This is a genomic window from Rhizobium sp. AB2/73, from assembly GCF_020871915.1.
Classification (GTDB): Bacteria; Pseudomonadota; Alphaproteobacteria; order Rhizobiales; family Rhizobiaceae; genus Rhizobium; species Rhizobium dioscoreae.
Map to the genome: position 1 here is coordinate 2,053,978 of NZ_CP067071.1, position 14,853 is coordinate 2,068,830.

Consider the following 14,853-nt stretch of genomic DNA (forward strand, 5'->3'; position numbering starts at 1 on the left):
GAGGCGAGCCTAGAAGTTTCTGAAGCTGAAGGACGAACTCAGCGCGAGTTCGTTCAAAGCGTCAGCGAAGGCATCGACCTGATCGTCAAACTGCCCATTCGGAAAGGCGCAGACCTCATCCAGAAATGCTTCGTTCCAGTCCCCGCGCAAGAGCTTGACGTTTCCCGCTTCAGCCTGCGCCGAGGCCGGCTTGGCGCGCGTCGCCTTGTCACCGGTTGGCGATATGGTTTTTACAGGAAAGCCGGCGAGCAGCTTGATCTTGGTTTCCGCATCGGCCTTGCCGGCCGCACCGGGATCTTGCGGCATGCGGATCGTCACCGTCGGCCCGTCCTGCGACGCAGTGTTCCTGAGATTACGCTCCACCTCGGCGGGCGACCAGCGCCCGCGCGCGATGGTTTCGACATAGAAAACACCGCCGATCAAAGCCATGCGTAGACCGACGGTCCAGTCCGGCTTGCGACCGGGACGCGCTTTCGAAGCCGCGAAATCCCAGGCGCGGCAACGCTTTGCACCTGCAGGCAGCACTTCGACGATCTCGAAATCGCTGCGCTGGAATAGGCCGCCCGAACGAGGTGCAGGCCGCTGCTGAAACTGGCCGGCCACCGCATAGGAGCCGAGCGGAATCTTATCCCGCTCGACCACCGCACGAGGAAAACGCTGCGGAAAAAGCAATTCGCCCTCCTCAGTCCTAGGATCAGCAAATCCGATCGAAGTTCGGCATCGGCGCTCCGGCTCGTATTCCATCGGCAGCATCAGGTGCTCATAGCCGAGCCGCAGCGCCGCAATGGTACCGGAGACATCCGCCTCGTGCAGTCGCTGCATCACGACGACGATCGCCGAGCGTTGAGGATCGTTGAGCCGCGTCGGAACGGATTCACGAAAGGTGCGGACCGTGGACAGGCGCTCGGCCTCCGATTCCGCTCCATCGACGGAATGCGGATCGTCGATGATGACACGATCACCGCGGCCGCCCGTCAACCTGGAGAACGGCACACCCTGCCGCGAGCCCGTGCGGGTATTGGCGAAAGCCATCTCACCCGTTCTCGTCAGCTTGACGACGTCACCCCAAAGCGCCTGATACCATTCGGAGGCAACGAGGTCCCGCATGCGCCTATTGTCGCGCTTGGCGTAATGTTCCGAGTAAGAGGCACCGAGGTAACGCAGCTGTGGTTTGCTTTTTGGCCCCCATTCCCATGCCGGCCAAAAGACCCCGCATAGGAGCGATTTCATCGTGCCCGGCGGGACATTGATCAAAAGCCGCGTAATCTCACCTGAAGTGACGGCCTCGAGATGCTGGCAGATGGCATCGATATGCCAGCCATGAACATAGTCAACGGAAGGCTCGACGACGTGCCAGGCCTCTCGCACGAACCCGCTCAACGACTGGCAGTTGGCTCGAATTTGCTCCGCGTCCATCGCAAGCTGCCTGGTATGCGCGGCTTGCTCGCGCTCAGCTCTCCGCCTCGCCTTCTCCTCTTGGATTGCTGCCATCATCGTCGCCGAATCCGGCAAGCGGACCGAAGAGAGATTCGAGTATCGCAAGCTGCTCATCCGTGGCGTTGGTTAGGTCGATGGTGACGCCGCGGCCTCCTTTGGCCCCGGCGCCGGAGCGCTCGCTGGGTTTCTGATGAACATAGGATGCGGCGATCTTCGCCATTTCATCGCGCCGCTTCTGGTCCGCCTCGTCGTCGCGCATTACTTTCAACATGTAATCAAGCGGCGTGTCGTCGGCGGAAACAGCCTTGCGACGGCGCGCACGCGGTTTGCGCGGCGCGACCGGCTTGTCGGCATTGGTCATGCTTCAGATTCCGATGGAATTTTGAAAGAAAACAAGCAGTTCAAATCAACGCTTGCGATCGACAGTGCGTCGCTGCAACTGTTCTCATCATGCCAAAATAGATACCGCATTTCGGTCGATTTGGCGACACCCTTGAAGGCCGATTGCCGCGCAAGGAATGAGGACTTTGACGGAGGCAGAAAACAAGCTATTGAAATTGCATATAAATATTGAATTTTGAGGTCCGACAAATTGAACGATATACGCTTCATCCCTTACCCGTTGGCTTCGAAACATCTGGGATGAGCGATCAAATTCAGTCGAGGGAAGGCTCTTGAGCAGATCTGCACCAGATGACGATCCGGATGGTTCCGTGAGCCTGGATTCGGTTCCGCAGTTCATCGCCGCCAATCACCCGGTCCTGCCTGTTCCCGGCATCCCCGAAATTCGCCTACATAAGGCAGGTCCACAAAGCGGGTTGCGACATCTCGCCGAACGCGATCCGCAATTCGGCTCACCCTATTGGGCGCATTACTGGGGAGGAGGCCTGGTCCTGGCTCGTTATCTTCTCGACAGGCCCGAAAGCGTGGCTGGTCACCGCGTATTAGATCTCGGCGCCGGCTCGGGAATTGTCGGGATTGCCGCTGCCAAGGCCGGCGCGGCGAAGGTATATGCCGCCGACGTTGATCCCTATGCAATTGCAGCTATCGAACTCAATGCCACACTCAATAAGGTGATGATCGATCGCCTACTCGCAGACCTGACGAAGAGCGAGCCGCCTGAGGTCGACGTCATATGCGTCGGAGATCTTTTCTATGAGGCAGCGCTCGCGGAGAGCGTCATTGCTTTTCTGGACCACTGCCTGGCTCGGGAAATCATGATTCTGATCGGCGATCCTTGGCGGGCTCATCTGCCGACAGCGCGGCTTCGACTTCTCGCAGAATACGCCGTCCCAGACTTCGGCGAGGTCACCACAAGGACCCGCCCAGCCGGCGTTTTTGTGCTTGGGAGAGCAAGGTAACCAAACGGAGATATTGGCGCGTCACAATGATTGCGGGTTCGGACCGCGTCATTGCGACGGCTCAGGCTTTCATCTTGGCACGCCTGCGGTTTTCCCGCTCCAATCGCTTGGCCAGTTCGGCAAGTTCGGGACTTGCCGCATCGAAGATAGGCCGCGCATCATCCGGCAACCAGTGCGTCTCATGCCTGGGTGCCGCTGGTTTCACTCGTTCGATGCCGCCCGGCGAGTTGGGCATCATCGGTGCAATGCGCGACCAATCAGGCTCTTGCAAGATCGGAGAGATGACAAGGAGCGCACCTGCAAGACTCTGAAATTCGCTCTGAATACGTCGTTCGGCCGTGCGCCGGATGCGCCCCGTCCGCCCGCAAAAATCCCGAAACGAACCGGCGATATAGGGCGCGGCAAGGCAAATGGACCATCGCGAAAGCAAGATGCGCCGCTCCTCATCCTTGACGTGAACCCGAAGCCATTCCTGCAAGACCTCCTCTGCCCGGCTGATCGCCGCAGCGCTCGGACGATAGCGAACGCGGATATCGGCCTGATCCATCGGTTCGGGCAAAACCTCCGGCCAGAGCGTCCGCATCCTGTCGGGCCGGATGCCGCGTACGTCGAGATGAACCATCGTATCGGCAGCTTCGACGAAACGTGCACGGATGATCAGGCTCAGATCGGCGATCTCGGCCGTGCGAAGGGACAGGTCGTCAAACTGCAAGGCGGACCGGTGCATCAAGTCGTTTCTCCAATTCCTGATAAATCAGCGTTCGCAATGTCGCCCGAACTGGCCAAGGCCGCCGCGCCACCGCATCCGTGCGCAACGTGGCGAGCGCGATATCGTCAAAGGCGCCTAAGAGATCACCTGGACGTTGCAGCGCCCAATCCTGGCGCTGCGCCAGAACATCGGACACGGCGCCGATCGTGTCCGACCAGAGCTCGTCGCGATTGCTCCCCGTTTGCCGGATGCATCGCAGAACGAAGACCAGATGGCCATCGCCGTAGCGGCCTCGGATTTCCTGCATCGTGCCGCGCGCGTGGCTCTCCGCAGGTGCGCGGCGCCGATGGACGGGAACCAGCTTGATGCCGAGCCCATCGAGAAGAAGGTCTAGCCTGCCTTTGGTCATGACAGTTTAACTCCTTTCGTTGGTGAATTTGATGCCTCTTCCATTCCCGTGAGATCATATGACGCCTTCGGCCTCACCGGCGATTTTGGTCGATCTGGGCTTGAAGAAAGCCTCGGCCCTGGAAAGGGCTTCGACCCGCGCTCCGTCGCGCAGCATGGGCGTATTGAGATAGGCGACCATCGCCTCGCCCGCCGCAGCCTTCGCAGCATCCTGCGTTGCAAAGACAATCGGTTCACCTCGACAATCCCGGAGGATCTCGTTTGTCGCCCGGTGAACCTTGCGAATCCAGCCGAGATGGCCGCCGGCGACGGCTTCTGTTCCGATTTGAAATTCGTTCATAGCAACCTCCCCCGGCTCGCTTGGCCAGGTTTATCTTTAGAGTTTCCGATTGGATTTTTACGTTTCGATACCCGCCTACCGTCCGCGAAGCCTCACCAACCGTGCCGGCTGCCTGAGTTCGAGCATGGATCTTCAACGATGCGGAAGTGAAATTGGTCTCCTTCCGGAGCACCGGAATCTTCATCTTCGAGGGATGGCGTTGGCGACTTCCAAATGACCGACTTTATCGCGATCACCATAGCGACGAAAAACAACGCCCCGCCGATGCAAGCGAGAAGGCCCTGAAACATTTCGATCATGGCAACATCTCCCGCTCGGCTGTTTGCACTGCGGACTTCGCCTCCACCATCTCCATCGGCTCGACAGCTGCATCACAATCTTCGCAATGCTGTTCGATAATCTCCGCGATCGACAGAATTCGGAGGCAGCCGGAGCATCCCCAGAAGCGATCGAAACATCCTGCGCGATAAGCCGCCGTTCTCCTCCTGCTGCCTGTGACCATGCCTACATCCCTCAAACATTACCTGCCATATGCAGCGTTAACCCGTTTGACAGCCAAGCCGCGGATTATACCGCTGCCGACTTGATAGACATAAATTATGTTGATAATAATGGTGATGTCAACATTATTTATGTCAAAAATTTTGCGAGGGTCTAGCGATGCAGAAATCCATGGGCGAACGACTGAGAGCGGCCCGCGAAGCCGCAAACTATCCATCAGCCACGAAGGCGGCAGAAGCGCTGGGCGTCAGCCTGTCCACCTATCGCGCGCATGAAAACGGCCAGAACGAATTCAGTGCCGAAGTCGCCAATCGATATGCGAAGAAATTCGGCACGACGGCGGCCTACCTGCTGACTGGCGAAGGCCTGCGCAAAGCCGCACGTCCGTCGCCGAACATCGTCATGTCATTCGACCCAGACGAGCAGGATCAGGACGGATTTGCCGAGAGTGACGACGAACTCAGCTACAGCCGCGAGCACTGGAAGCCGCATATAGAAGGCGCAATGCCCGAGGTGGACGTCAAGCTTGGCGCCGGTAGCGGCACTGTGGGCGAAGTCATCAACCTTCCCGTCGGCTCAGGCAATGTCGCCGGGCATAAGATCGTCGCGGAATGGCTTATCCCCACCGGCTATTTACGAAACGAGGCAAAGGCTTCGCCGAACCACACGATCATCATGGAAGTCGTCGGCGATTCCATGCAGCCAACCTACATGCCGGGCGATCGCGTCATCGTCGATCTCTCACAGAACCAAATGACCACCGATACCGTGTACGCGATCAGCGACGGTTATACGGAGCCGCAGATCAAGCGCCTGCAGCGAGTTCCCTTCACCCATCCGGGCCAGGTCAAGATCATTTCCGACAATCCAGCCCTGGAGACCTTCACCGTCGAGCTGGATCGACTGACCATTATCGGCAGAATCTGCGGCCACATTGCCCGAAAATAGAAAGCAAATATAGGCCGCAAACACCTTCGGTGTTCCAATCGCGGATGTAAACACAAATAGTGTTGACATATATCGTGTTGAATGGCAATTTCGTCGATAAGAGCCATTGGTCCTGAATGGAATGAGCCCGGGCAAGCGTAGGATCTAGCCCGAAGTCAGCGAAACCGGACGTACCAGGCGCTACGATTGAAAAGGCTACAAGGCCACCGAAGGAGAGTGCCATTCATGCCGAAAAAGCCGAATGCTTTCATCATCGCACCGACCGATGCGTTGAGGGGAACCGGTATTCCCGGGATATCGCCGATCGCCAAGACGGGAGAATGACGGTGTACGCTCGGGAATTTTCCTGCGAATATTCGTTTGATGAGCTCAACATCCGCCTATGCGATCGCTGGGAAACCGGATTGCTATTATATGGATGCGCTGAATTGACGTCGGCAGGTGCCGATTACGAGGATGAGTTCTACGTTTCGGCAATCAGATTGGATGGCGGCGCAAGGCTTGCGCGGCCGAATGCCTCGAACAATGCAGGGGGCTTCGAGTCCGAATTGTTTCGGAGAATAGCTGCCGTCATCGAAGACGACGGAACACAGGCAGGCCGTCACGCCGCCGAACTTTTCGCCATCGAATTGGAACAATCCCGGCAAGCCGACCATGACCAAAGCCACAAAATCAGACAGGAAAGAAACCTGGAGATGCTCGCACCAACACATTGACGCCCATTGCAGCCGAGCATCAACACCCAATGGAGGTTGCCGAGACCATGGACGTCACCCAACACGAGCTTGAAGAGATCCGCCTACTGGAGCAGAAGCTGCATCTCCCTCAAATCCGGCAATCGCCGGCGATCGTGGCAGAACTATTGGCGGAAGGCTTCGTTGAATTCGGCAGCTCCGGAATGGTCTATGACGATAGAGAGGAACTAATCGCCGGTCTGGCTGCAGAAAAATCGGAAGAAGCCGCTCCGCCCATTATTTCCCGCGACTATGCCTTTCGATCGATCTCACCGGATGCCGTCCTCGTCACTTATCGAAGCATCCGACAGGCTCGAGAGAATGGCGAGGAGCGGCATACTTTACGGAGCTCGATCTGGCAGCGCATCGATGGGCGATGGCAGATGATCTTTCATCAGGGAACGCCCACGGTTTCGCAGGATTGAATCCAAAGCTCGGAGCCACCGCATTTGCAAGCCATGAAATCCTTGTGACGGGGTAAATGCGCTAAATTTAGCGGAGCCCAGGCGCTGTATCGTTGGCTTTACCGTCTGTGAGGCCGAGGTTATCCGCCATCCGGATGAGATCGGCAACGGAGTCGACCCACATCTTGCGCATGGCCTGACCGCGATGGGCCTTTACGGTGATTTCGTTAAGGCCGATCTCGGCGGCGACCTGCTTGTTCAGGAGGCCTTGCGCAACGAGCGCCATCACCTCACGTTCGCGCGACGTGAGCGTCGAAAACGCTCATGAAGATCGAGTTCCGCCGCCTACTTGCGCAAGCGGGCGCGATCGATTTCGAGCGCCTGCCCGGCTCGCCTTCTGTCGTCCAGAAGCACTCGAGCTTTCCCGTAAGGGAATTGATGTGCCAGGTGGCCATCAGGCGCGGACGCTGCGGCGGCACGGAGCGCTCAGCCGACGGCTGACGACCGAAATCGCGAAAGTGTTCGGGGCGGAAAACTTGGCTGCGAACCTGCGCCCGCAGAAAAGAACGATGTTGTTCATGGCTCACCTCTTCGGCCCACCTGACGGCAGATCCGGAGGACGAGCCGGACAGGCTAGGCCCGACCGACGCTCGCCCGGCGAATGCCGGCAGCGGTCCAGGTTGTTGCGACGACCGTCCGGGTGCAGCATGACGCCGCAACCGGACAGCGACTAGAGTAGCTGTCCATTGGTTTCTTGATCTGTTGGTTTCGTTAGCCTTCGCATTGCGTTGCGAAGACATGGCCGTATTGTCACAGCCACCAAGAGCGGTCAATCAGGCGATGGTGCACCGCCATTATACCAAAGTATATGCCGCACGATCTCGATGGCGGACGCGCGGCGGCAAACAATGGAAGCTTGTATTCAACGGTACCATCGCGAGAGAGCACGTGAAAATCCGCAAATCTCCGAGCCTTGCAGCGGCGAGCCATGCTCCGATCGCCCAGCCCTCACCGAGGAAGATATCGCTCAACGAAGCTGAAGCGTTTCTCCGCAGGCGCGATGTGAAACTGCTTTACGGCGCTCCACGGAAATGGAGCCGAAAACCGAGCTTTTGTGCAACAATAACTTTCAAAATAGAGGCAAGAGAATAGTTAATTTGCAAATATTCATGCCTTGCATCAGAAATATATAAGCGACTCCACTGTCGTTTCGGCGTTTATCCAGGCGTGTCGCCGAGGACGACGGCCATTATATATCTAAGACAATATAGAAGGCGCGATGAAATTTTTACTCAGAACTTTTGGTGAAATCGCTCTTCTGGATAGCGACGAACGCCAAATAGCGTTTCCGAAGAAGGCGCTTCTGATTATTGCCTATTTGCTCGCGAGCGACAGCAAGTCCGTCAGCAGAACAAACATGGCGCGATTTCTTTGGGGCGAAGGTGACTTGGCGAATTCGCTGACAAACCTTCGCAAGCTCGTTTCCCGTATCAAGGGCCGGCAATGGGACTTGAACGTGGAACTTCTGACCTTTGATGATACCGACATTCACATCGCAAATGGCTCGTTCACGAGCGATATTGTCTTGACGCCGGTAAGTACGACTGGGAATCCAGCCGAGCACCTCCGCACCTTGATGGAGCGCTCGCAGTTAAAATTCCTGGAAAGAGCCAACTGCCAAACCCGAGCGTTCATCGATTGGCGAGAGAGCGAAAGAAGCCGACACCTCGCCATGTTAAAGGAAGTGCTGGATGCTGCGGTGACGACTCCAGTCGCGTCGTCCGGCGATATCGCGCTTATCAAGGAGGCCGCCCTCCTTCTTTTTGAAGCCGAACCGCAAGACGAGGCCACACGCCGTATATTGCTGAAGGCGTTTGACGCCGAAGGCGGCGTCGACCAGCTCAAGCGCATATTCGCGCGTCGCAAGGATCTTGTCTCGCCTTGGCTGGCAACCCTGGCGGCATCGCCCCGCTCTCCGATACCAGTTGCACCGGCGCATTCGCCGGCCATATCCGAGCAGGATACTGCCACGCAACCTGTCTTGCGCATCCCTCGCCTTGCCTTGCTGCCGCCAGGCAACGACGGCCTCGATGGTACCGCAACCATGATCGTCTCCTCGCTCATAGAAGACATCACTCTCGGCTTTTGTGCCCTGCACAGCCTGCGAGTGATTGCCCACTACTCCACTATCCAGATCGGCCGCCAAGCCGAGGATCAAGCTGCGCTTTTCGAGCGATATGACATCAACTATGTCCTGGAAACCAGTTTGAGCGGGCCGAATGACGACCTTTCGCTCTTCACACAACTCGTCTCCCTGCCGGGCAGCGAGATCCTGTGGGCAGAGCGCTTCAATTTCGGCACGCTTGATCTTGCGCGCAATAAGCGCGAAATCTCGCGGCAGATCGTGCTCGCCGCCGCGGCGGAAGTCGAGCGGCACGAGACGGCGCGTGCCTATTTCGAGGACAACCCCGTTGCCTACCATCAATATCTTGTCGGCGCGCTCGACTATATCGGCCAGATGATCGATCCCAGCCTCGCAGACAGGCTCGCGGCTGCAAGCTTGGGGGTGCTGGGACATCAGGACGGGGCGCATGCGCTCGTACGCCGCGTGCGCGAGGCCAATACCGATTTCGATGTGGATAGATTGCTGTCACTCGTCCCGAGCAAAGAGCAATGGCATAGGGATCCATATCGCGAAGGCTCGAAAAAGAGGAGGTTTTGAATGGTGATATCGTTGACCCATATTCGCGCAGAAGAAGCCAAAGATATCGACGCCATTCATGCAATCACCTCTGCCGCCTTCGAAGGAAAGAACTATAGTTCCGGCACCGAGGCGGCAATCGTCGATGCGCTACGAACGGCCGGTGCGCTGACCCTTTCCCTCGTCGCCGTGGAGAACGATGAGATCGTCGGTCACGTAGCCTTCTCACCCGTGACAATCGAATCCGGAGCCGAAAAATGGTTCGGCCTTGGCCCGGTATCCGTCCGCCCCGACCGACAGGGCAAAGGCATCGGAAAGGCTCTGATTGAAAACGGACTGGCACAACTGAGAGCGCGGGGCGCCAACGGCTGCGTGGTCCTGGGCAATCCCCGCTACTACAGCCGTTTCGGCTTCACGAGCGACGGAACCCTTCATTACGCTGACGTACCGGTCGAGTATTTTCAGCGGATCATGTTCAAGGGACCAACCCCAAAAGGGGCGGTTGTGTTCCACGCAGGCTTTGACGTAGCGTAGGAGAACCCAAGCCGTCAGGAGAGGTGCGGCTGCGGATTCGGCAGTCTATTGGCAACCGCCGCAGGCATCGGAAGCGGGGAAGACCTAACGCGACCAGGGACTAGCCGGAAATAGCGCTGACCATGTTGTTGAAGCGATCTTGCATCGCTTGGACAGCCGCATCGCAGAGATCATCGTAGTTTTGTAAGCTAAAAACAAATGGTGGGCCCGGAGGGACTCGAACCCCCAACCAAGCGGTTATGAGCCGCCGGCTCTAACCATTGAGCTACAGGCCCAGCGCAAGATTGACACTTCGCGCTTGCGACTCCGGAGCAATGGTTCCCCGAAGACGACTTGGCTCTAACCCAATTTCTGTTTTCCGACAAGGGACTGCCGTAATACCTTCACAATCAATCCGCAAAAGCGGATCTCGAGGGATCATCAACCAAGGAACGAATCATGCTTCTGACGAAAACCAGAGATTTTGCTCTTGCCGCTCTTGTCAGCGCCACTTTCTTCGTGCCTGCGGCTGCAGCCTTTGCCGAAGATGCCAAGCCGCGCGAGGCCGTTATCACCGTCACCGGTGAGGGACATGCTTCCGTCGCGCCGGATATGGCTGTCGTAACGCTCGCAGTCGTTCAGCAGGCCAAGGCGGCCCAGGATGCACTCGATCAGAACAACAAGGCCATGGGCGCCGTGCTGGCAACGCTGAAGGAAAGCGGCATTGCAGAGCGCGATCTGCAGACCTCCGGCTTTTCCATCCAGCCGCAATATACCTATCCGAACGACAAGGACGGCCACAACCAGCCGCCGGTTCTGAACGGCTATCAGGTGACGAACGGCTTGACCGTTCGCGTGCGCGATCTCTCCAAGCTCGGCGGGCTGCTCGACCAGGCGGTTAAGCTCGGCATCAATCAGGGCGGCGATATCCAGTTCACCAACGATAAGCCCGACGCCACGATCGAAGAGGCCCGCAAGAAGGCAGTCGCCGACGCAGCCGCCAAAGCAAAGATCTTGACGGATGCCGCCGGCGTCAAGCTCGGCCGTATCATCGCGATTCACGATGGCGTCGTTGCAGCGCCGCCGCAGCCCTATATGCGCGCCATGGCGGCGTCTGCGCCGATGGACAAGGCAGTTCCCGTCGCCACCGGAGAAAACGAATACAACGCATCGGTGAGCATCACCTACGCGATCCAGCAGTAATCAAAACAAAACCGCCCTCCGCTCAGATCCGATCGAGCAAAGGGCGGTTCCGCGGCCCCCGCCAAAGGGCGAAAAGGTCAGAGAGTGAAAACGGGCGCCTCGTGCGCCCGCTTTGCTTATCAGCGGCCCAGGAGCGGGCAACCGCGAACATTGGCAAACATCATCGTATCCGGACCGCGCCGGCCAAATCCATCAACGATAACACGGCGCGGTGTCACATCCACGACGCGGGCGCGGCGAAGACCATAACTGCGTGCAACATCCACGGCCTGACGAGGATCGCAGCCCCGGCGGTCAAAACGCGGCGGCGGACGGTCATAGTCCGGCGGTGGCGGGCGATGACGGCCCGGATTGACATAGATATCCACGCCCTGTGCGGAGGCAAAGTCCGCCGTACCCGACAGGGCGGTCACTGCGACGCAGGCGGCGACTCCCAACTTTGCCAGCATTTGTTTCATTATGTTCTCCATGAAGCAGAGGGCTTCTTTCTCACGCCTGCAATATTTGCTGAGCGAGTGCCCAAGAGGTAACGGCGCTATGCTGAATGAGCTCAGAATCAGCCATTCATCCATTATTCAGCTACATTGAACGCTAAAGGGAAACCAGATGGCCGATAATAGCACAACATAAAAAATAAAGCCGCCTCCCCTTCAGAGGCGACTTCGAATCCATCGAATAGATGTGGAAAACTTGGGAGCGCTGCGATTAGCGGCGGATCAGCGGGCAACCCGGTGCGTTGGCGAAGACAACCCGATCCGGACCACGGCGGCCGAAACCTTCGACAACGACACGGCGCGGCGTGACATTGTCGATGCGGGCGCGGCGCAGACCCATGTCGCGTGCTTTCTCGACGGCGAGACGCGGCGAGCACATGCGACCGCGCGGATGGTCATAGCGAGCCTGCTGAATACCGGGATGGAAGTCGTTGGCGGAGGCCGTGACGACCGTTGCGGACATGGCGCCGAGCGCGATGAGAGCTGCAATACCTGCCTTGGCGAAAAGATTGGTCATGGTGTTTCTCCTTCAAATCCTTGCTGCGGATCGTTGCAATCCCGTTATTGGCCTTGCCATCGCAGCGCCTCGGGATTGGGGCCACGTTAGGTCAGCCAAGCTGAACCGAACACGAATTGGCCGTTCAGATTGCATTCACGACGGTTAACAATCTATTGACGTGAGAATGGGTGTTGCTCAGGCGGAAAAATGCAGCAGAACTTCGCGGCGATGCGGCCGGTCGCGATGCTCGAAAAGGTAGATGCCCTGCCAGGTGCCGAGCGCCAGCCGACCGTTCGTCACCGGAATGCCGATGGAGACCTGCGTCAGTGCGGCCTTGATATGCGCCGGCATATCATCCGGTCCTTCCATCGTATGCACGATCCAGCGCATCGAGGGGTCCGAGGATGGAGGCACGAGTCGGCTGAAGAAGGCCTTGAGATCAGTCTTCACATCGGGATCGGCATTTTCCTGGATCAAGAGGGAACAGGAGGTGTGGCGGACGAAGACGGTCAAAAGCCCCTCACCGCGTGCCGCCACCGTGCGGACGAATTCCGCCGCCTGATCGGTAAATTCATAGAGCCCCTGGCCATGAGTCGAAAGCGTCAACACTGTTTGCGGCATGGCATCCTCCGGGCATGGCGATAGCGATCCGCATCAGGTCGGGCGAGTGGCCGGAATGTCAAGCCCGGCCACCACTGGGGATTAAAGCTCGATGGCGATGTTGAAGCCGCCATAGATCATGCGCTTGCCGTCAAAAGGCATGTTTTTCATCTCGTCATTCATCCGGGGATCGGACATGACCTTGGCCAATATCGCATCACGGCTCTCTCGAGATTCATAGGTGATCCATGAGAACACCACGACCTCATCTTCCTTCGCCTGAACGGCACGCGGAAAAGAGGTAAGTTCGCCATAGGGTACATCGTCGCCTATGGCTTCGACATAGCTAAGTGCACCATATTCCCGCCAAACCTCCCCAGCCCTTTGCGCCAAAGCCTTGTAAATCTCGATATTATCTTTCGGCACGGCAACGATGAAACCATCGACATAGGACATTTCTGCCTCCTCTGTTCTATGTTCGCTATTAAAGGACGATTGAGGGCGGCAAGATCCGACATCGCCGGCAGTGATTTTCCTCACGCCTTGCGAGCGGTCAGAACGAATGTGCCGAAGGATCACGCGAGGGGATGCTGATGCCTATAGAATACAGGGATGATCCGGATCTGGGAAATGAGGCGCTCAATGCCTTGTGGGCGGCCGCATGGAACAGTCCCAATCCACGGGATTTCCAGCCCATCCTATCCCGAAATCTCGCTCATGTAGGCGCATTCGCCGGCACGAGGCTGGTCGGTTTCATCAATGTCGCCTGGGATGGCGGCAGTCACGCCTTCATCCTCGATACCTGCGTCGATCCGGAATTTCGGCGGAGAGGCATCGCAAGCGCTCTGGTCGAACGAGCAAAAGCTGTGGCTTGCGAGCGCGGAGCCGAATGGCTGCATGTCGATTTCGAGCCGCATCTCACCAGCTTCTATCGCGGACTTGGTTTCGCCTCGACGGCGGCCGGCCTGATCCGCCTGCGAGATTGACGGCATGCCTGTCTTAGACGGATGCGCGACTCTGGACGAGCAGCCAGTTGCGAAACAGGGCCGCAGCCGGGTTCACCAAGGCATTCGGCGGATAGACCAGACTATAGCTGACAGCAGCCGGCTGCACCTCGACGAAGCATCTGATCAGCTTTTTTTCCGCGAGGTCGCGTGCCACCAGCGAGCTTCGCACCAGGGCGAAGCCGCGGCCCCGCCGGCAGGCCTCCAGCATTTCGGCGAAAGAATCGAATAAGAGAGCCTCCTCGACCGCCCGAGCGATGTCGAAATGCGGTTCTGCCTCATCATCCAGCCCGCTGGTAATTTGCTCATGCCAGCGCTGCCAATCCAGAATCGTGTGCCGCATGCCGGAGTAACGCAAAAGCGGAGCGGCCCTTATGGCCCAGCGCGGCGGCAGTCGTTTGGACAGCTCCGGTGAACTGACGACGAACTCCTCGTCCGTCAGCAATTCCTCATGTGTAAGACCGGCGTCGGCACGGCCGAGCCAGACGGCAAGATCGGTGCCATCAGGCTGAAAATCCGGGCGCTGGTAGCCGACGGCCAGCTTCACCTCGATGTCTGGATAGCGCTGGCAGAAATCCGGCAGCCGCGCCGCCAGCCACTGGCTGGAAAACTCCGGCGAGACGGATACGGCGACGCTGCGAACCGCAACACTCGCGCGCGTCTGATATAGCGCCGCTTCCAGTTCGGTGATCGTCCCCGAGATTGCGGGATGCAGGCGCGCACCCAACGGCGTCAGCCGCGCCCCATTTCGGCCTCGGTCGAACAGGCGCCCGCCAATCCATCCTTCCAGCTGTGCAAGCTGATGGCTGACGGCGGTCTGTGTCTGCCCGATCCGCTCCGCAGCGCGGCCGAAGCCGCCAGTCTCGGCAATGGCGCAGAATGTCTGAAGCACCGAGAGCGGTGGCAGCGGCCTTTTTCCCATGAAAATCCCTCATGCTTTGCAGCCCGAGATTTCATTATACATCACTCTATTCTATGCGCATCTATCTATTGGCCA

General features: G+C 58.1%; 21 protein-coding genes, 1 tRNA gene and 1 pseudogene. 9 read left to right on the top strand and 14 right to left on the bottom strand.

Annotated elements, in window-relative coordinates; all coding sequences use genetic code 11:
- Nucleotides 1-9: 9 nt before the first annotated feature.
- Both terL and I8E17_RS10190 read right to left on the bottom strand, forming a co-directional pair.
- Entirely contained in the window at nt 10-1,494 is a 1,485-nt protein-coding gene (gene terL, locus I8E17_RS10185; protein ID WP_176728008.1) for a phage terminase large subunit, read from the bottom strand.
- Nucleotides 1,451-1,798 carry a hypothetical protein gene (locus I8E17_RS10190; protein WP_069612589.1) on the bottom strand — a complete coding sequence of 116 codons (348 nt, stop codon included), beginning with the start codon at nt 1,796-1,798 and terminating at the stop codon, nt 1,451-1,453. The genes terL and I8E17_RS10190 overlap by 44 nt, the downstream gene beginning before the upstream one ends.
- A 352-nt stretch (nt 1,799-2,150) precedes the next feature.
- Between I8E17_RS10190 and I8E17_RS10195 the strand changes: the two genes are divergently transcribed.
- Nucleotides 2,151-2,798 (top strand): 50S ribosomal protein L11 methyltransferase, encoded by a 648-nt coding sequence (locus tag I8E17_RS10195; protein ID WP_229002014.1) that lies wholly within the window; start codon nt 2,151-2,153, stop codon nt 2,796-2,798.
- A gap of 61 nt (nt 2,799-2,859) precedes the next feature.
- On the opposite strand, the gene I8E17_RS10200 is transcribed toward I8E17_RS10195, so the two are convergent.
- The 5 genes from I8E17_RS10200 to I8E17_RS10220 all read right to left on the bottom strand — a co-directional run bounded on the left by I8E17_RS10200 (nt 2,860) and on the right by I8E17_RS10220 (nt 4,757).
- The gene (locus I8E17_RS10200; RefSeq protein WP_219511509.1) at nt 2,860-3,525 is read right to left on the bottom strand and encodes a DUF6362 family protein; all 666 of its coding nucleotides are present in this window, start codon (nt 3,523-3,525) and stop codon (nt 2,860-2,862) included.
- Nucleotides 3,500-3,916 (bottom strand): hypothetical protein, encoded by a 417-nt coding sequence (locus I8E17_RS10205; protein WP_069612591.1) that lies wholly within the window; start codon nt 3,914-3,916, stop codon nt 3,500-3,502. Before I8E17_RS10205 ends, I8E17_RS10200 begins: the two co-directional genes overlap by 26 nt.
- A 54-nt stretch (nt 3,917-3,970) precedes the next feature.
- Nucleotides 3,971-4,255 carry a hypothetical protein gene (locus I8E17_RS10210; RefSeq protein ID WP_069612592.1) on the bottom strand — a complete coding sequence of 95 codons (285 nt, stop codon included), beginning with the start codon at nt 4,253-4,255 and terminating at the stop codon, nt 3,971-3,973.
- A gap of 92 nt (nt 4,256-4,347) precedes the next feature.
- Nucleotides 4,348-4,554, bottom strand: a complete 207-nt coding sequence (locus I8E17_RS10215; RefSeq protein WP_069612593.1) for a hypothetical protein — start codon at nt 4,552-4,554, stop codon at nt 4,348-4,350.
- A complete protein-coding gene (locus I8E17_RS10220) occupies nt 4,551-4,757 on the bottom strand; it encodes a hypothetical protein (RefSeq protein ID WP_069612594.1) in 207 nt (68 codons plus the stop codon). Before I8E17_RS10220 ends, I8E17_RS10215 begins: the two co-directional genes overlap by 4 nt.
- A 158-nt stretch (nt 4,758-4,915) precedes the next feature.
- Between I8E17_RS10220 and I8E17_RS10225 the strand changes: the two genes are divergently transcribed.
- The 3 genes from I8E17_RS10225 (at nt 4,916) to I8E17_RS10235 (ending at nt 6,863) form a co-directional block, all read left to right on the top strand.
- Nucleotides 4,916-5,704 (top strand): LexA family transcriptional regulator, encoded by a 789-nt coding sequence (locus I8E17_RS10225; protein ID WP_069612595.1) that lies wholly within the window; start codon nt 4,916-4,918, stop codon nt 5,702-5,704.
- Between the two features lie 428 nt (nt 5,705-6,132).
- Nucleotides 6,133-6,420, top strand: coding sequence for a hypothetical protein (locus tag I8E17_RS10230; RefSeq protein ID WP_229002015.1), 288 nt, complete (start codon nt 6,133-6,135; stop codon nt 6,418-6,420).
- A 47-nt stretch (nt 6,421-6,467) separates the two neighbouring features.
- On the top strand, nt 6,468-6,863 hold the full coding sequence (locus I8E17_RS10235; protein ID WP_083258173.1) for a DUF4440 domain-containing protein: 396 nt from the start codon (nt 6,468-6,470) through the stop codon (nt 6,861-6,863).
- 67 nt (nt 6,864-6,930) lie between these two features.
- Here the strand turns inward: I8E17_RS10235 and I8E17_RS10240 are convergent.
- A pseudogene (locus tag I8E17_RS10240) lies at nt 6,931-7,161 on the bottom strand (LuxR C-terminal-related transcriptional regulator); the annotation flags it as partial.
- 5 nt (nt 7,162-7,166) lie between these two features.
- Between I8E17_RS10240 and I8E17_RS10245 the strand changes: the two are divergent.
- From I8E17_RS10245 to I8E17_RS10255, 3 genes are all read left to right on the top strand, one after another.
- Entirely contained in the window at nt 7,167-7,343 is a 177-nt protein-coding gene (locus I8E17_RS10245; RefSeq protein WP_162711786.1) for a hypothetical protein, read from the top strand.
- A gap of 778 nt (nt 7,344-8,121) precedes the next feature.
- Nucleotides 8,122-9,564: a hypothetical protein gene (locus I8E17_RS10250; protein WP_069612598.1), complete on the top strand. Its 1,443-nt coding sequence runs from the start codon at nt 8,122-8,124 to the stop codon at nt 9,562-9,564.
- Nucleotides 9,565-10,077, top strand: coding sequence for an N-acetyltransferase (locus tag I8E17_RS10255; RefSeq protein ID WP_069612599.1), 513 nt, complete (start codon nt 9,565-9,567; stop codon nt 10,075-10,077).
- 199 nt (nt 10,078-10,276) lie between these two features.
- On the opposite strand, the gene I8E17_RS10260 is transcribed toward I8E17_RS10255, so the two are convergent.
- Nucleotides 10,277-10,352, bottom strand: a tRNA-Ile gene (locus I8E17_RS10260).
- Between the two features lie 163 nt (nt 10,353-10,515).
- Between I8E17_RS10260 and I8E17_RS10265 the strand changes: the two genes are divergently transcribed.
- The gene (locus I8E17_RS10265; RefSeq protein ID WP_069612600.1) at nt 10,516-11,259 is read left to right on the top strand and encodes an SIMPL domain-containing protein; all 744 of its coding nucleotides are present in this window, start codon (nt 10,516-10,518) and stop codon (nt 11,257-11,259) included.
- A 119-nt stretch (nt 11,260-11,378) separates the two neighbouring features.
- Here I8E17_RS10265 and I8E17_RS10270 read toward each other — a convergent pair whose 3' ends face one another.
- The 4 genes from I8E17_RS10270 to I8E17_RS10285 form a co-directional block, all read right to left on the bottom strand.
- Complete coding sequence (locus tag I8E17_RS10270; protein WP_069612601.1) at nt 11,379-11,717, bottom strand: hypothetical protein; 339 nt, start codon at nt 11,715-11,717, stop codon at nt 11,379-11,381.
- 247 nt (nt 11,718-11,964) lie between these two features.
- The gene (locus I8E17_RS10275; protein ID WP_069612602.1) at nt 11,965-12,270 is read right to left on the bottom strand and encodes a hypothetical protein; all 306 of its coding nucleotides are present in this window, start codon (nt 12,268-12,270) and stop codon (nt 11,965-11,967) included.
- A 177-nt stretch (nt 12,271-12,447) separates the two neighbouring features.
- Nucleotides 12,448-12,873 (bottom strand): secondary thiamine-phosphate synthase enzyme YjbQ, encoded by a 426-nt coding sequence (locus I8E17_RS10280; RefSeq protein ID WP_069612603.1) that lies wholly within the window; start codon nt 12,871-12,873, stop codon nt 12,448-12,450.
- Nucleotides 12,874-12,954: 81 nt separating this feature from the next.
- Entirely contained in the window at nt 12,955-13,308 is a 354-nt protein-coding gene (locus tag I8E17_RS10285) for a DUF1428 domain-containing protein (RefSeq protein WP_069612604.1), read from the bottom strand.
- A gap of 137 nt (nt 13,309-13,445) precedes the next feature.
- Between I8E17_RS10285 and I8E17_RS10290 the strand changes: the two genes are divergently transcribed.
- Nucleotides 13,446-13,838, top strand: a complete 393-nt coding sequence (locus tag I8E17_RS10290; RefSeq protein ID WP_069612847.1) for a GNAT family N-acetyltransferase — start codon at nt 13,446-13,448, stop codon at nt 13,836-13,838.
- Between the two features lie 13 nt (nt 13,839-13,851).
- Here the strand turns inward: I8E17_RS10290 and I8E17_RS10295 are convergent, their stop codons facing one another.
- On the bottom strand, nt 13,852-14,778 hold the full coding sequence (locus I8E17_RS10295) for a LysR substrate-binding domain-containing protein (protein ID WP_069612605.1): 927 nt from the start codon (nt 14,776-14,778) through the stop codon (nt 13,852-13,854).
- Between the last annotated feature and the right edge of the window lie 75 nt (nt 14,779-14,853).

Coding starts and splice junctions, on each gene's coding strand:
- I8E17_RS10215 (WP_069612593.1), bottom strand. CDS start 4,554: ATGATCGAAATGTTTCAGGGCCTTCTCGCTTGCATCGGCGGGGCGTTG.
- I8E17_RS10275 (WP_069612602.1), bottom strand. CDS start 12,270: ATGACCAATCTTTTCGCCAAGGCAGGTATTGCAGCTCTCATCGCGCTC.
- I8E17_RS10200 (WP_219511509.1), bottom strand. CDS start 3,525: ATGCACCGGTCCGCCTTGCAGTTTGACGACCTGTCCCTTCGCACGGCC.
- I8E17_RS10285 (WP_069612604.1), bottom strand. CDS start 13,308: ATGTCCTATGTCGATGGTTTCATCGTTGCCGTGCCGAAAGATAATATC.
- I8E17_RS10225 (WP_069612595.1), top strand. CDS start 4,916: ATGCAGAAATCCATGGGCGAACGACTGAGAGCGGCCCGCGAAGCCGCA.
- I8E17_RS10270 (WP_069612601.1), bottom strand. CDS start 11,717: ATGAAACAAATGCTGGCAAAGTTGGGAGTCGCCGCCTGCGTCGCAGTG.
- I8E17_RS10210 (WP_069612592.1), bottom strand. CDS start 4,255: ATGAACGAATTTCAAATCGGAACAGAAGCCGTCGCCGGCGGCCATCTC.
- I8E17_RS10205 (WP_069612591.1), bottom strand. CDS start 3,916: ATGACCAAAGGCAGGCTAGACCTTCTTCTCGATGGGCTCGGCATCAAG.
- I8E17_RS10245 (WP_162711786.1), top strand. CDS start 7,167: ATGAAGATCGAGTTCCGCCGCCTACTTGCGCAAGCGGGCGCGATCGAT.
- I8E17_RS10250 (WP_069612598.1), top strand. CDS start 8,122: ATGAAATTTTTACTCAGAACTTTTGGTGAAATCGCTCTTCTGGATAGC.
- terL (WP_176728008.1), bottom strand. CDS start 1,494: ATGATGGCAGCAATCCAAGAGGAGAAGGCGAGGCGGAGAGCTGAGCGC.
- I8E17_RS10220 (WP_069612594.1), bottom strand. CDS start 4,757: ATGGTCACAGGCAGCAGGAGGAGAACGGCGGCTTATCGCGCAGGATGT.
- I8E17_RS10295 (WP_069612605.1), bottom strand. CDS start 14,778: ATGGGAAAAAGGCCGCTGCCACCGCTCTCGGTGCTTCAGACATTCTGC.
- I8E17_RS10265 (WP_069612600.1), top strand. CDS start 10,516: ATGCTTCTGACGAAAACCAGAGATTTTGCTCTTGCCGCTCTTGTCAGC.
- I8E17_RS10280 (WP_069612603.1), bottom strand. CDS start 12,873: ATGCCGCAAACAGTGTTGACGCTTTCGACTCATGGCCAGGGGCTCTAT.
- I8E17_RS10290 (WP_069612847.1), top strand. CDS start 13,446: ATGCCTATAGAATACAGGGATGATCCGGATCTGGGAAATGAGGCGCTC.
- I8E17_RS10190 (WP_069612589.1), bottom strand. CDS start 1,798: ATGACCAATGCCGACAAGCCGGTCGCGCCGCGCAAACCGCGTGCGCGC.
- I8E17_RS10255 (WP_069612599.1), top strand. CDS start 9,565: ATGGTGATATCGTTGACCCATATTCGCGCAGAAGAAGCCAAAGATATC.
- I8E17_RS10235 (WP_083258173.1), top strand. CDS start 6,468: ATGGACGTCACCCAACACGAGCTTGAAGAGATCCGCCTACTGGAGCAG.